This is a genomic window from Acidobacteriota bacterium (assembly GCA_034211275.1).
Classification (GTDB): domain Bacteria; phylum Acidobacteriota; class Thermoanaerobaculia; order Multivoradales; family JAHZIX01; genus JAGQSE01.
Window position 1 is genome coordinate 1 of sequence record JAXHTF010000206.1, and the last position, 11,803, is coordinate 11,803.

Here is an 11,803-nt window from a genome sequence, read left to right on the forward strand (position 1 = left end):
GCCGGGCGCTGGCTTTTTCGTTGGCCGGGGCCTTCCCGTTGGCTGGGGCCTTCCCGTTGGTTTGGGTCTTTCCGCTGGCTGGGGCCTCTCGGCTCGGTGAGGCAGCGGAGGATCGGGAGGAAGAGCCGGAGCCGGAAAGGCCACCGGAGCCCGAGGAGCTGCCGGAGCCGGAGGGATCACTGGATCCGCCCCGGGGAGATGGGGCCTGGCGAGCTCCGCCGCCGAGGAGTTCCTCGACGCGGGTCAGCTTAGGTAGCTCGGCGGCCCGCAGCCAGGCGATTTCGAGGGCCAGGATGCCCGCCTCGCTGCGCCGCACGGAAGCCTCGCTGGAGAGCAGCTGGTGGGTCAGGCGCAGAAGATTCTCGTAGGCGACGCCGCGACAGAGGACGGCCAGGCGGAGGGCGTCCTCCTCTGGCAGCTCCAGCTGCTCCGGGTCGCCGCCCAGGGCCAGGTGCAGGGCGTCGCGGCAGTAGGCGAGGAATTGGGCGTGGACGTGGCGGGGGTCGCGACCTTCCTGCTCCACCTCCCGAACCCGGGCGGAGACTTGGGCGGCGTCGCCGTCGAGCATCGCCGCCAGCAGATCGAAGAACATCGCCAGATCGAGGCCGCCCAGGAGGCGCACCGCATCTTCGTCGGAGATGGTTCCGGCGCCGAAGGTGGCGAGCTGATCGAGAAGGGCAACGGAGTCCCGGACGCTGCCCTCGCCGGCGCGGGCGATGAGCCGAAGCGCTGCGTCGCTAGCCTGGATCTCTTCTTGGGCGGTGATATTCGCCAGGTGCTCGGCGAGCACCGCCGAAGGTACCCGCCGGAAGTTGAACTCTTGGCAGCGGGAAAGGATGGTGGCAGGGACGGCCTCGATCTCGGTGGTAGCGAAGATGAAGACCAGATGCTCCGGCGGCTCTTCGATGATCTTGAGGAGGGCGTCGAAAGCCTGGCGGGAAAGACGGTGAACCTCGTCGAGGATGACGACTTTATAGCGGTCCCGGGCAGGTCCGTAGCGGAGGCTCTCGGTGAGCTCTCGCACCTGTTCGACCTTGGAGTAGGTGGCGGCATCCACCTCCAGGACGTCGAGGTCGGCGCCGGCGGTGATCTCGCGGCAGGGGCGACATTCGTTGCACGGGTCGGCGGAGGGGCCGCGCTCGCAGTTGAGGGCCTTGGCGAGAACCCGGGCAGCACTGGTTTTGCCGACGCCGCGGATTCCGGAGAAGAGATAGGCCTGGGCGATGCGCTCCTCGGTGAGGGCGTTGCGCAGCGCCTGGACGATGGTCTCCTGGCCGATCAGGCCGGAGAAGTCCTGCGGGCGGCATTTGCGGGCGAGGACCTGGTAGGCCATGATGGTTCTAGAAGCCGGTTGGAAGAGGTATCTGAATGAAGGTTCGGTCGGCGGGCTTCAGGGTCTCGCCATCAACCCTCGCCTTCGAGTTGGGGATGTTGAGAAAGACGAGTTCTTCTATGAGAGGGTCGAGGTTTCCGGCAGGAGCCGACGAAGGGCTCCGGCGGACTGCGGCACTCGACGGATGTACCTTATCGCTGCTCCCTTCCGGGCCTGACGAGGTTCGGTACTCGCCGATGCACAGGACCCGAACCCTTCGTCGGTTCCTGCCGGAAACTCGATGGTACGTGCTGTGGTCAGGGAAGTAAAGGGTGGGCGGGTTTACCCGCCGGGGCTGATTGAACTATGATGACGTCCTTGTTCGCCGCCGGGAGGCGGAGGTGAGTGAGTCAGCGAGCTGCACCGACGAGGTGTGGATGGCTGAAGCCCTTGCCGAGGCCCATCGTTCGGCGAGCATCGGAGAAGTGCCGGTCGGAGCGGTGGTGGTGCTGGATGGCACGATCATCGGCCGCGGGCACAACCGCCGCGAGATCGACGGCAACCCGCTAGCCCATGCGGAGATGCTGGCGCTGGCGGAGGCGGCGGCCCGGATTCCGGGCTGGCGACTCCTCGGCAGCAGCCTGTATGTGACCTTGGAGCCCTGCGCCATGTGCGCCGGTGCTCTGGTCAACGCACGGGTCGAGCGATTGGTCTTCGGCGCTCGGGATCCGAAGGCGGGCTTTTGCGGCTCCCTCGGAGACCTGGTGCGGGACCGGCGCCTCAACCATCGCCTGGAGGTGGTGGAAGGGGTGTTCGCCGAGGAATCTTCGGCGCTGCTCAAGAGCTTCTTCGCCGAACTGCGGCGCAAGGGGCGGGAGCGGCGCGGCAAGGCCTGAGGAATAGCGAAAGCCCTCACGGCTCGCGGCAGGCTCATTGAAGACGGTTCAAGAATCCGGAGAGGTGTCCGAGTGGCTTAAGGAGCACGCTTGGAAAGCGTGTGTAGGGTATCCCCCTACCGTGGGTTCGAATCCCACCCTCTCCGCCATATTCCCCCATCGCCGGCGCGACCTGCCGCCACGGTGTTGCTGAAGGCCAGTGCTGCTGAAAGGCAGTGCTGCTGAAACGCAGCGCTGCGGAGACGCGGCCCGTTGGAAGAGGGGACATCGCCGAACCGTCCGCAGCCCATCCCAACGGAGAGGTGCCAGAGTGGTCGAATGGGGCGGTCTCGAAAACCGTTGACCGGGTGACCGGTCCGTGGGTTCGAATCCCACCCTCTCCGCCATCAGTTTTCCCCCCGCATTCGTCGATCGGTCCTATTTTCTGCACGCCGGAGTCTTAGTCTCCCTACCGAGGTCGTGTCCTAACTCTCTGTTGGTGGTTCCCGGGGTAACCGGACGGCGGTAGGTTGGCGGGCAAGGGAGCGGGAGCACCGCTCCAGACCTACCAAAGCGGCCCCGACGAAGGAGTGACGCCGACGTCGAGGCCTGAGCCGACCATGGAGTAAGCCATGACCGACCTGCCGCAATCCTACCCCGACGCCTGGACCGAAGCCCCGTTCCGGGAGCTCTTCCTTCACCTGCTGCCAGCAGAAGACGCCGCCGCGTTCAGACGCGCCGGTAAGCTCATCTACCTCATGACGCTGGAATACAGCTCCCATTGGCCGAACCCGGCGGAGGGAGGCACCCGGGCTGAGCTGCGAGCCATCGTTGGGGATCTCCGGTTCCTGGAAGGCTTCCTCCGCCTCAGCATCGCTCCGGAGGGCGAAGGGCTGCACGAGGATGACCCAGGGGCGCGGCTGCCGGCCCTCGCCTCGTCCTGGGCTTCGGAGCTGGACGGGATCGCCCACCAGATCGAAGCCGCGCTCTCTTCATGAGGGATCGCCGGCTGAAGGTCGCCTTCTACACCGTCAAGGGAAGCCGGAACCAGGCCGCCCGCTGGTCCTATTGGGCTCGGCGGGCCGGCTTCCCTTCGGTTGGCCGCTGGCTCGAGGACGTAGCGGACGCAGCAATCCGCCGGCTGGAGACCGAGCACGGCTACCGAAACCCTCCCACCTGACCTGCTAGAATCCCACCCGCAGAAAGCGCAGCTAGGCTGATCACCGAGACGCCGGGGACCCCACCCCCGGCCCGCTGCGCCCTACCCTTCCTTCCTGTGGGGCAGTGGGGGTGCTGTTGCCAGTCCGCATCATTGATGACCGCACCGGGGAGCCCGTTGATTACCCGGCCCTACTCAAAGAGGCGCAAGCCCTCGCCCGCGATTCTGGCATTCGCTTGTCAGCAGCATGCGGCCGAGTAGCTGATCTCGCTAACCCCCTCAAGGCAGATTCAATAGAGCGCCGGCTTCGTGGAATGAGGGCGGCGGACTTGCAAGAATCCGTAGCGCCGCAAGCGCCAGATCCACCCCCAGGATTTGGCGTTTGGGCTCGGGATCTAGAGGAGTATGTCAATGCCCTTGAGGGCGAGATGGACGAGATGGACGAGCGAAGGCGGTTCTCCGCGCACACCGTGCGACAGATCCGCGAGAGAGCAAACGCAATCCATGAATTGGCAACTCGCCGCCTAGAGCACCTCGGTTCGCTAAGTCGAGACGCCGCACTCGCGCTGCTAGAGCCCCACCTTAGGGGCTTAGGCGCCCTGGATCCCAAGATGGCCCCGGAAGCTTTCTACGATGCCGAAGTTCGCGCTGTGGACGTTCTGTTAATGGTGACCTCTAGGGTCATCGAAAGCGCCGACTCAGCCCTCAGCTTCCTCGAAGACAACTAGCGCCACATCTGATCGGACATGCACCGGACATGCGCCATGTCCGATTATGTCCGTTTTCAGGATCCGGACGTCCGAAATATTTCCGATTCTGGATTTTGAGCGCGCCGCTTATGTCCTGTCGGATTTAGAATTATTCCCATACAGTTAGAGCGTGCTCTGGCAGGAGCACGCTCTAGTGTCCGGCGCTGTGCCGGGAATGTCTCTGATTGACGTCCCAAGCATAGCGCCTCAACCAGTCCTTGCATAGGGCTGTAGGAGGAACTATGTCCAGCAAGCCAGGGAGGCGAACGCCTTCCGATGGCCCGCGGTGCTGGCGGGAGTCGCTTCTGCGATTCCAATTGCCGCGGGCCTGGATACCGCCGAGCCCCGGGTAGCGGCTGCGGCGGTTACCTGGGGCTCATTCTCTCTGCATACACGAAAGCCCCGGCGGTAACCGGGGCTTCGAAACCAGCCGCTAGGCTGGGCTGCTTGGTCAAGCATCCCTACCTTAGCGCGCTGATCGGCCTACGTCTAGGCCTGAAAGGCGAATACCCCTACTTCTCCCCGAGCTGCTCTTTGGCAGCCTTCATCAACGTCACCAAAGCCCAATTCGAGGTTGAGCGCCCGTCCGCTGCGGCGGCGCGCTCAATCAGGGCTTTCTCCTCCGTCGAGAGGCGGAATTCCAGGCGGGCATTCTTGGTCGAGTCGTCATTTTTGAGCATACGGACAATGTACGGCATATGTACTCACGCGGTCAAGCGAAGATTTTCTGAGCTTTTCTCCCTCCATTGCTTGACATGTCCGTACATTGTCCGTACAATCACATCATCAAGTCAGGCCAACAACCAATGCCCGCCACCACCAACAACCCCAACCCACTCTGCACCTGCCGCGGTGCGTCCATCAAGTGGGGCAAGGACGAGAACGGACACCAGCGCTACCGCTGCAAGCAGTGCGGTTCGACCTTCGCGCAACGTCCCGCCCGTCCCCTGGGGAACCATCGCATCCCGATGGAGCGGGCCATCCTGGTGTTGAATCTGTTGGTCGAGGGCTCCAGCATCCGCGCTATCGAGCGAATCACCGGCACCCACCGTGACACCGTCTGTCGGCTGCTGCGGACCGTTGGCGACCGCTGCGCCGAGCTGCTGGACCGGTTGGTTGTGGGTGTCGAGGTCGAGGATGTGCAGGCGGACGAGATCTGGGGATTCGTGGGGCTCAAGGCCAAGACGAAGCGCGCCAAGAACATCAACGATCCCCGCGTGGGCGATGCCTGGTGCTGGACCGCGGTTGACCGCGAAAGCAAGCTCATCCTCGCCCACCGCCTCGGCGCCCGTGACTCCCAGCATGCGGACGTCTTCTGTGAGCAGCTGGCCAAGGCCACCGCCGGCCGCTTCCAGCTGTCCACCGATGGCCTCGACGCCTACCCCGAGGCAGTGAGCTACCACCTCGGCTCCCGCACCGACTACGGGCAGATCATCAAGCAGTACGGCTCCACTACCAAGGAAGACCAGCGCCGGTACAGCCCAGCGTCGATAATAGGGATTGAGAAGCGCTCCATTCACGGCGCGCCCGATGAAGCCCGGATCTGCACCAGCCACGTCGAGCGGAACAATCTCACCATCCGGACCCACATGAAGCGGATGACCCGGTTGACCTGCGCGTTCTCCAAGAAGTGGGAAAACCTGCGGGCTGCCTTCGCCCTTCACTTCGCCTTCTACAACTTCTGCCGGTTCCATCGCTCCCTGCGCATGACCCCGGCGATGAAGGCGGGCGTTGTGGCTAGCCCTTGGAAGATGGCGGATCTGCTGGCGGCGTGAGATCCTGGGCGCTTTGCTTCCCAACTAGCACGCGCAAGCCGCCTTCGCTCTTGGGTTCGATGAGGATAATCGCATCATAGGGCTTGGCGGGCGGTGGCTCGCAAGTGATCTGTACTGCCAAAATCATCTTGGGAGGCTCCACCTTCTCCTTTGCCCAGGACATCGGGTGGAACTGTGGGGAACCATTCTCCAGGTAGTACCAATGCAGATGTCCACGGAGTGCGCCTTCGTCGTCCTTGTCAACCGAGTACCTTGCCAGAACCAGGTTATGCGCTCCGAACTTTGGGATCTTGACCTCTAAGGAGCGCGAGTTCTCCCAGAGTCCATGCCGCCACCTGTCGGGACGCTTGGAGTCGGTGGCGCCCGGAATGTTGGGTACTGGCCAGCCGCCAAATGCCAGTCTTGCCATGGCAGAGAAGTGAGCGGCATCGCCGCGATTCTCAACCCGCAAAACCGCTTCTGAACCGGGGCTGTCGTCGCAGACAACCTCAAAATCTACCCGTGAAGAATCAGCATTGAGACCGGAAGCCTTTGCCTTGAGTGACTGCAACCACTGACTCTTTCGCAGATCAGGCCAGATCACGACTAGGGTCAGCCAAACGGCGGACAGCAGCCACCCCCAGGACTTTGACGCCTCGACCAAGTGCGGCCACGCAAAGCCTATCCAGCTAGCCACGAATTCAAACCTTTGAGCCCAGTCGATCAACCAGATTAGCGGCGGCAGCCAACCCACCACTGCAACGAGCTTGAATAGTCGCCATAGCCTTGATCGAGTGTCTTTGTTGGCCACCAAAACCTCCCCACATGTCCCACGCGCCGGCCCCACGCCGCCGCGCCCTGTGGGGAAGTCTAGCGGAAGGGTTGCCGCGAGCGCCTCGCGACCCATCGGCGGTGCCTTTCTCGCTACTAGGTAGTAGCCACAACTCAACCAAGGAGGCTCTACCATGGCACCGAACGAAAAAACCTCGCAAGAGATGGCATCGCTGGCTGCGAAGGCGCTGAAGGCTCCCAAGAAGCTGACCGCTGCCGAGATCAAGAGCCTTGCTGGATCCGTGCTGACCCAGTCTCCCGATAAGCCGAAGCCCAAGCCGAGGCCTAAGAAGAAGTAGCATTCGCCGACTCCTCTCTCAGTCCCACAACTCGACGAACCGCCGACGTCGGGATCGTCATCAGTCCATTCCCCGTGGGTTGCCCCGCGGGGTTTGCTGTATGGGGAGCCACGATGGTGGAAACCTCGCCCTGGTGAACCAGCCACCCGACGGATTTACACGTGTGGACCGAATCAGCGAAGCCCTCAAGCGTCTCCCAGCCCAGGGAGCAATGAGAGTCCACCCACTCAACAAGAACCAGGGGGAAGTCTTCGATGTCACTCATCGCCTACCCCCGCCCCGCCAACAGCCCATTAGGACACCACCCCTACCGACCGTTTCTTGACAGGGAAAGAGGCCGTAGGTTAGCTTAAGCTGCTGTGCCCGTGGCACGTCCGGTGAAGTGTTCCCTGAATCTCGCCGGCACTGGCCTAGGGTTACGCACGTTCTTTCGAGACCTGCTCCCATGATGTGAAGGCCGCGAAGGCCGAGAGCGCCATAGGAAGGCAGGTAGGCTCAAACACCGCCGGTGGTCAGGGGCGTCGATCCCCACCGCAGGCCTCGTGTCAGTAGCCGATCAAAGATAGCTCGGTCCTCGCGGACCGCTGGGCTATCGGTAGGTCGGCGGGCATGCGGATCGCCGGCCAGCTAGAGAAGTACAAACCGTGAAACGCACATTCCAGCCGAACAATCGGCGCCGCAAGAAGAAGCACGGATTCCGCGAGCGCATGCGCACTCGCCAGGGTCGCGCGGTGCTCAAGAACCGCCGGCGCAAGGGACGCAAGCGCCTTAGCGTTTGATCCCGATGGACAGCGCCTCGCCGCTCCCGGACGAGCGGCTGCGGCGCGAGCACAAGGTTCGTCGCCGGCCGGACTACCAGCGCTGCTACCGGCAAGGCCGACGGCGGCATGGCCCGCTGGCGACGCTCCACTACGTTCCCAACAGCCTCTCCCACCCGCGGCTCGGCATCACAGCCAGCCGGAAGGTGGGAAAGGCCGTCGTGCGTCAACTCCTCAAGCGGCGGGTGCGAGAGATTTACCGGCGCTGGCCGGGGCGTTCCGAGCTACCCAACGCGGACCTGGTGGTCCACCTCAAGCCGGCGGCGGCCGGGGCTGAGTTTTCGACGCTGCGAGGCGAGCTCTTACGGCTCTTCTCCGAGGTAGATCGGCGGCGGCGCGGGGAAGGAAGTCGCCCGGCGGGTCGGACGAGGAACCGGCGGAGGAGGTCAGCGGAATGATTCGCTGGTTGGTCATCCGGATGCTCGAAGGGTATAAGCGGTGGGTCTCGCCACTGCTGCCCCGGGCGTGTCGCTTCACCCCGACCTGTTCCGAGTATTTCCGCCTGGCGGTGATCGAGCACGGGGTGGTGCGGGGCAGCGCCATGAGTCTCGCACGGCTAGCCCGCTGCCAGCCGTTTCACCCCGGCGGCGTGGACTTGCCATGAGCCAGCGGCGGCAGCGAGGTTGCTTGACCTCGGGGAGACAAGGCAGGTCGGCGGGGGAAAGCTCTCGGCGAGCCGGTGGCGGCCTGGAATACAAGGCATGGTGGTGTCGGCGGCCCGGGCCCGAGACAATGATCAGCAGGGCATGACCTGCAGAGGAAGTTAGGATTCCGTGGATAATCGACGTCTGATTTTTGCCGTGCTCTTGTCCTGGGCGGTGGTCCTCGCCTGGACATTCTTCTTTGGGCCCCAACAGCCACCGGTTCAGCCGGCATCGACGGAGGAGCCGTCGGTGTCTCGGTCCTTGGACCAGGACGGCGGCGAGGAGGCAGCGGTTCCTCCGGCGCAGGAAGACTCCTTCGGCGAGGAGCGCTCCGGGTCCGTGGAGGTTTCCTCGGAAACCGACGGCGGAATGTCGGCGGCGCCGGTGATGGCATCGGCGGAGCGGGTCGAGCACTTCGAGAATGATCGCTTCCTGGTGGAGGTGAGCAACCGCGGCGGGCAGATTCTCTCCTTCCGGCTGAAGGATCACGACGAAGCTGACGGCTCTCCGCTGGAGCTGGTTCGGGACCGCGAGGCCGGGCCCTACCCCTTCGCCCTGGTGGATGACGAGGCGCGGTCCCTACCCATCAACGACGCCCTCTTCGTGGTCGAGCGGTACGAGCCGGAGCCGGGGAAGACCACCCTCGAGCTGCGCTACCGCGGCCCCGAGGGCGAGGCCACCAAGCGCTTCGCCTTCAACGGTGACGGCCTCTTCGACTTTTCTGTGAGCTATCGGGGGGAGCCGACCTGGGGCGTCTTCTTCGGCCCCGGTGTCGCCAACCCCAGCGAGCTCGAGATCAGCCAGCAGCAGTTCTGGCGGGGCGGCGTGTTCAAGGCTGGTGAGGAGCTGGAGCGCCTGGACAGCCGCAAGCAGGGCGAGCTGGAGGCGGTGAGCGGGAGCGGGGCCCGCTGGGCGGCCCTTGATGATCGCTACTTCCTCACCGCCGTGGTGCCGAGCAGCGGTGTCGACGAGATGCTCTTCGAACCGGTGCTGCTGGGAGGCGAGGGCGCGCGGGTCGAGTCTCTGCGGGTGGTGGAGAACGAGGACGACCTGAGCGAGGAGGAGGAGAAGCAGGCCCGGGCGCTGGCCCTGTTGGTGATGGCCGACGACCATCGCATCGAGGGCGAGAGTTATTGGGGCGCGAAGGTCTACAGCCAGCTGGCGGCCCTCCCCTACGGTCTCGAGGAGTCGGTGGATTACGGCTGGTTCTCCTTCCTCGCCCGCCCGCTGCAGGTGGCCCTCAACTACATCCACTCCAACGTGGTGGCCAACTACGGCTGGGCCATCGTGTTGATGACCATCCTGATCAAGCTGCTGTTGCTGCCCCTGACCCATCAGAGCATGGTGTCGTCGCAGAAGATGCAGCGCCTCAACCCCAAGATCCAGGCGATCCGGGCCAAGTACCGGAACAAGCTCAAAGACCGCCAGGGCCGGCCCAACATGGAAGCCCAGCGGGAGATGCAGAACGAGATCATGGGGCTCTACAAGTCGGAGAAGGTGAATCCCGCCGCCGGCTGTCTGCCGGTATTGCTGCAGATTCCGGTGTTCTTCGCCTTCTATCAGCTCCTCGGTGCCGCCATTGAGCTGCGGCACGCGCCGTGGATCGGGTGGATCCAGGATCTGTCGTTGATGGATCCGTACTATGTGCTCCCTATCGTGATGTTCGCGACCCAGTTCATCCAACAGCTGCGTATGCCCATGGGAACGGATCCCATGCAGCGCCGGCTATTCCTCCTGATGCCCTTCATCTTTCTCTTCGTCTTCCTCAAGTTCCCTGCCGGTCTGGTTCTGTACTGGCTTACCAACAACGTCTTCAGTATTCTTCAGCAAGAGGCCTACAAGGTTTGGCGGGCAAAGCGTGAAGAAGCGGACGGCGCTGAGGGTGAGGCAGAGCCGGCTGGCACGAAGACGAAGAAGAGCGGAAAGGGCAAGAAGAGATCGGCAAAGGTATGAGTCAAAGAAAGCGCAAGTTTTTCTCCGGTTCGACCGTAGAACAAGCGGTGATCGCCGCCGCCAGCGAGTATGGGTTGGCCCCCGGCGAGGTCGCCTATCGCAAGGTCGAGAAGAAGCACGGCTTCCTGCGCATGCGCAAGCGCATCGTCATCGAGGTGGATCCGGAAGCGCCCCAGCGGGCGGCGGACGACGACTCGGTGGAAGCCCTACCGCCGATACCGGTTGGGCGCCCCCGAGACGCCGGTTTCACCCGCATTCCCCGTGCTGGAGCCAGCGAGGGTGGGGCCGAGAGCGGTGAGGAGGAGGCCAAGGCCCCGGCCGGAGGAGGGCGAGACAAGGCGCCGACGAAAGCCGGCGGTGGCCCTCAGCGTAAGGCTCAGGGTGGCGAGGAGAGGGCCGGCGGCGACCGCAGCGGCCGCGACGGTCGAGATCGCAGCGGCCGGGACGGCGGGGACCGGAGTGGTTCTCGGGATTCCGGTGGTCGGGGCGGCCGCAGTGCCTCGGACGAACAGGACAAGGGCCAGAGCCGGGACTCGCGGGCCAGTGATCGAGCCCGTGATGATCGAGCTCGGGATGACCGCTCTGGTGAAGACCGGAGCCGCGACGACCGGAACCGTGGTGACCGGGGCCGTGAGGATCAGCACCGAGAGGGCCGGGATCGCGAGGATCGCGGTCGAGGCGGCCGAGGTGGTCGGGGCCGCGACGACCGGGGCGGCAAGAAGGGCGGAGGCCGTCGAATCGTGGATGAGTCCATGGACCTTCTGGATGCCGCCGAGGATGCCGTCGATCGGCTTCTTGCGGTCACCGGCTTGGAGCTGGACTTCTTGGTGGAAGTCGAGGACGACCGGGTCGAGCTGGATCTCGGTGGTCCGGACGCCGAGATGCTGCTGGAAGAGGACGGTAAGGCCCTCTACGCGCTCGAGCTTCTGATCCCGATCTTGGTTCGCGCTCTCTGCGGGCAGCGGGTCTTCTGCCAGGTGGACTCGGAGGGTTACCGGGAGCGCCGCGAGCAGGAGCTGCGGGAGCTCGCGCTGGAGGTGGCCGAAGAGGTTGCCGAGTCCGGCGAGGAGAAGACGCTCGACTACCTCAATCCCGCCGAGCGGCGCATCGTTCACATGGCGCTGGCGGATCATGAGGAAGTGGAAACCGAGAGTGAGGGCCGGGGTTACCTGAAGCGGCTGACGGTCTGGCCGCTCTGATCAGCGTGGCTGCTGCCTAGGGAGCTTCGATCCCGAGGGCGAGGGTAGTCTTGAGCGAGCGCCGGTTCCCGGGAGGGGCCGGCGCTCAGTGTATGTGTGCCCGGCATGGGCATCGACCTGGAGGTGAAAGTCCTCCCGGAACTAGGTCACAGGGACCGAAGCGAAGCGCAAGGTGTCGACCGTGAGGAAGACACTGAAGGAAGCGTGGAG

13 protein-coding genes, 2 tRNA genes and 1 other RNA gene are annotated in these 11,803 nt (G+C 64.2%); 12 read left to right on the plus strand and 4 right to left on the minus strand.

Annotation, left to right across the window (positions count from 1 at the left end; genetic code table 11):
* Together dnaX and ffs are read right to left on the minus strand one after the other, a co-directional pair.
* Positions 1-1,333, minus strand: a 1,333-nt coding sequence (gene dnaX / locus SX243_21780) for a DNA polymerase III subunit gamma/tau (GenBank protein ID MDY7095616.1), incomplete at its 3' end; no start/stop codon positions are given.
* Positions 1,334-1,487: 154 nt separating this feature from the next.
* Positions 1,488-1,586, minus strand: an RNA gene (gene ffs, locus SX243_21785) — signal recognition particle sRNA small type.
* Between the two features lie 127 nt (positions 1,587-1,713).
* Between ffs and tadA the strand changes: the two genes are divergently transcribed.
* The 5 genes from tadA to SX243_21810 all read left to right on the plus strand — a co-directional run bounded on the left by tadA (position 1,714) and on the right by SX243_21810 (position 3,367).
* Positions 1,714-2,208, plus strand: coding sequence for a tRNA adenosine(34) deaminase TadA (gene tadA, locus SX243_21790; protein ID MDY7095617.1), 495 nt, complete (start codon positions 1,714-1,716; stop codon positions 2,206-2,208).
* A gap of 58 nt (positions 2,209-2,266) precedes the next feature.
* A tRNA-Ser gene (locus SX243_21795) sits at positions 2,267-2,357 on the plus strand.
* A 147-nt stretch (positions 2,358-2,504) separates the two neighbouring features.
* Positions 2,505-2,594: transfer RNA gene (locus tag SX243_21800), tRNA-Ser, on the plus strand.
* 225 nt (positions 2,595-2,819) lie between these two features.
* Positions 2,820-3,185 carry a hypothetical protein gene (locus SX243_21805; GenBank protein MDY7095618.1) on the plus strand — a complete coding sequence of 122 codons (366 nt, stop codon included), beginning with the start codon at positions 2,820-2,822 and terminating at the stop codon, positions 3,183-3,185.
* Positions 3,182-3,367 carry a hypothetical protein gene (locus tag SX243_21810; protein ID MDY7095619.1) on the plus strand — a complete coding sequence of 62 codons (186 nt, stop codon included), beginning with the start codon at positions 3,182-3,184 and terminating at the stop codon, positions 3,365-3,367. The genes SX243_21805 and SX243_21810 overlap by 4 nt, the downstream gene beginning before the upstream one ends.
* Positions 3,368-4,607: 1,240 nt before the next feature.
* On the opposite strand, the gene SX243_21815 is transcribed toward SX243_21810, so the two are convergent.
* A complete protein-coding gene (locus SX243_21815) occupies positions 4,608-4,793 on the minus strand; it encodes a DUF1778 domain-containing protein (GenBank protein MDY7095620.1) in 186 nt (61 codons plus the stop codon).
* A 108-nt stretch (positions 4,794-4,901) separates the two neighbouring features.
* Between SX243_21815 and SX243_21820 the strand changes: the two genes are divergently transcribed.
* Entirely contained in the window at positions 4,902-5,870 is a 969-nt protein-coding gene (locus SX243_21820) for a hypothetical protein (protein MDY7095621.1), read from the plus strand.
* On the opposite strand, the gene SX243_21825 is transcribed toward SX243_21820, so the two are convergent.
* A complete protein-coding gene (locus SX243_21825; GenBank protein ID MDY7095622.1) occupies positions 5,833-6,660 on the minus strand; it encodes a hypothetical protein in 828 nt (275 codons plus the stop codon). The genes SX243_21820 and SX243_21825 overlap by 38 nt on opposite strands.
* Positions 6,661-6,814: 154 nt before the next feature.
* On the opposite strand from SX243_21825, the gene SX243_21830 reads away from it, so the two are divergent.
* The 6 genes from SX243_21830 to SX243_21855 all read left to right on the plus strand — a co-directional run bounded on the left by SX243_21830 (position 6,815) and on the right by SX243_21855 (position 11,593).
* The gene (locus tag SX243_21830) at positions 6,815-6,979 is read left to right on the plus strand and encodes a hypothetical protein (protein ID MDY7095623.1); all 165 of its coding nucleotides are present in this window, start codon (positions 6,815-6,817) and stop codon (positions 6,977-6,979) included.
* Between the two features lie 644 nt (positions 6,980-7,623).
* Complete coding sequence (gene rpmH / locus SX243_21835; protein ID MDY7095624.1) at positions 7,624-7,758, plus strand: 50S ribosomal protein L34; 135 nt, start codon at positions 7,624-7,626, stop codon at positions 7,756-7,758.
* Between the two features lie 5 nt (positions 7,759-7,763).
* Positions 7,764-8,195, plus strand: a complete 432-nt coding sequence (rnpA, locus tag SX243_21840; GenBank protein ID MDY7095625.1) for a ribonuclease P protein component — start codon at positions 7,764-7,766, stop codon at positions 8,193-8,195.
* Positions 8,192-8,401: a membrane protein insertion efficiency factor YidD gene (gene yidD, locus SX243_21845; protein MDY7095626.1), complete on the plus strand. Its 210-nt coding sequence runs from the start codon at positions 8,192-8,194 to the stop codon at positions 8,399-8,401. Before rnpA ends, yidD begins: the two co-directional genes overlap by 4 nt.
* Before the next feature lie 169 nt (positions 8,402-8,570).
* Positions 8,571-10,394 (plus strand): membrane protein insertase YidC, encoded by a 1,824-nt coding sequence (gene yidC / locus SX243_21850; GenBank protein MDY7095627.1) that lies wholly within the window; start codon positions 8,571-8,573, stop codon positions 10,392-10,394.
* Positions 10,391-11,593 carry a R3H domain-containing nucleic acid-binding protein gene (locus tag SX243_21855; protein ID MDY7095628.1) on the plus strand — a complete coding sequence of 401 codons (1,203 nt, stop codon included), beginning with the start codon at positions 10,391-10,393 and terminating at the stop codon, positions 11,591-11,593. The genes yidC and SX243_21855 overlap by 4 nt, the downstream gene beginning before the upstream one ends.
* Positions 11,594-11,803 lie beyond the last annotated feature (210 nt).

Coding starts and splice junctions, on each gene's coding strand:
- rnpA (MDY7095625.1), top strand. CDS start 7,764: ATGGACAGCGCCTCGCCGCTCCCGGACGAGCGGCTGCGGCGCGAGCAC.
- SX243_21830 (MDY7095623.1), top strand. CDS start 6,815: ATGGCACCGAACGAAAAAACCTCGCAAGAGATGGCATCGCTGGCTGCG.
- SX243_21820 (MDY7095621.1), top strand. CDS start 4,902: ATGCCCGCCACCACCAACAACCCCAACCCACTCTGCACCTGCCGCGGT.
- SX243_21810 (MDY7095619.1), top strand. CDS start 3,182: ATGAGGGATCGCCGGCTGAAGGTCGCCTTCTACACCGTCAAGGGAAGC.
- yidD (MDY7095626.1), top strand. CDS start 8,192: ATGATTCGCTGGTTGGTCATCCGGATGCTCGAAGGGTATAAGCGGTGG.
- SX243_21815 (MDY7095620.1), bottom strand. CDS start 4,793: ATGCCGTACATTGTCCGTATGCTCAAAAATGACGACTCGACCAAGAAT.
- SX243_21805 (MDY7095618.1), top strand. CDS start 2,820: ATGACCGACCTGCCGCAATCCTACCCCGACGCCTGGACCGAAGCCCCG.
- SX243_21855 (MDY7095628.1), top strand. CDS start 10,391: ATGAGTCAAAGAAAGCGCAAGTTTTTCTCCGGTTCGACCGTAGAACAA.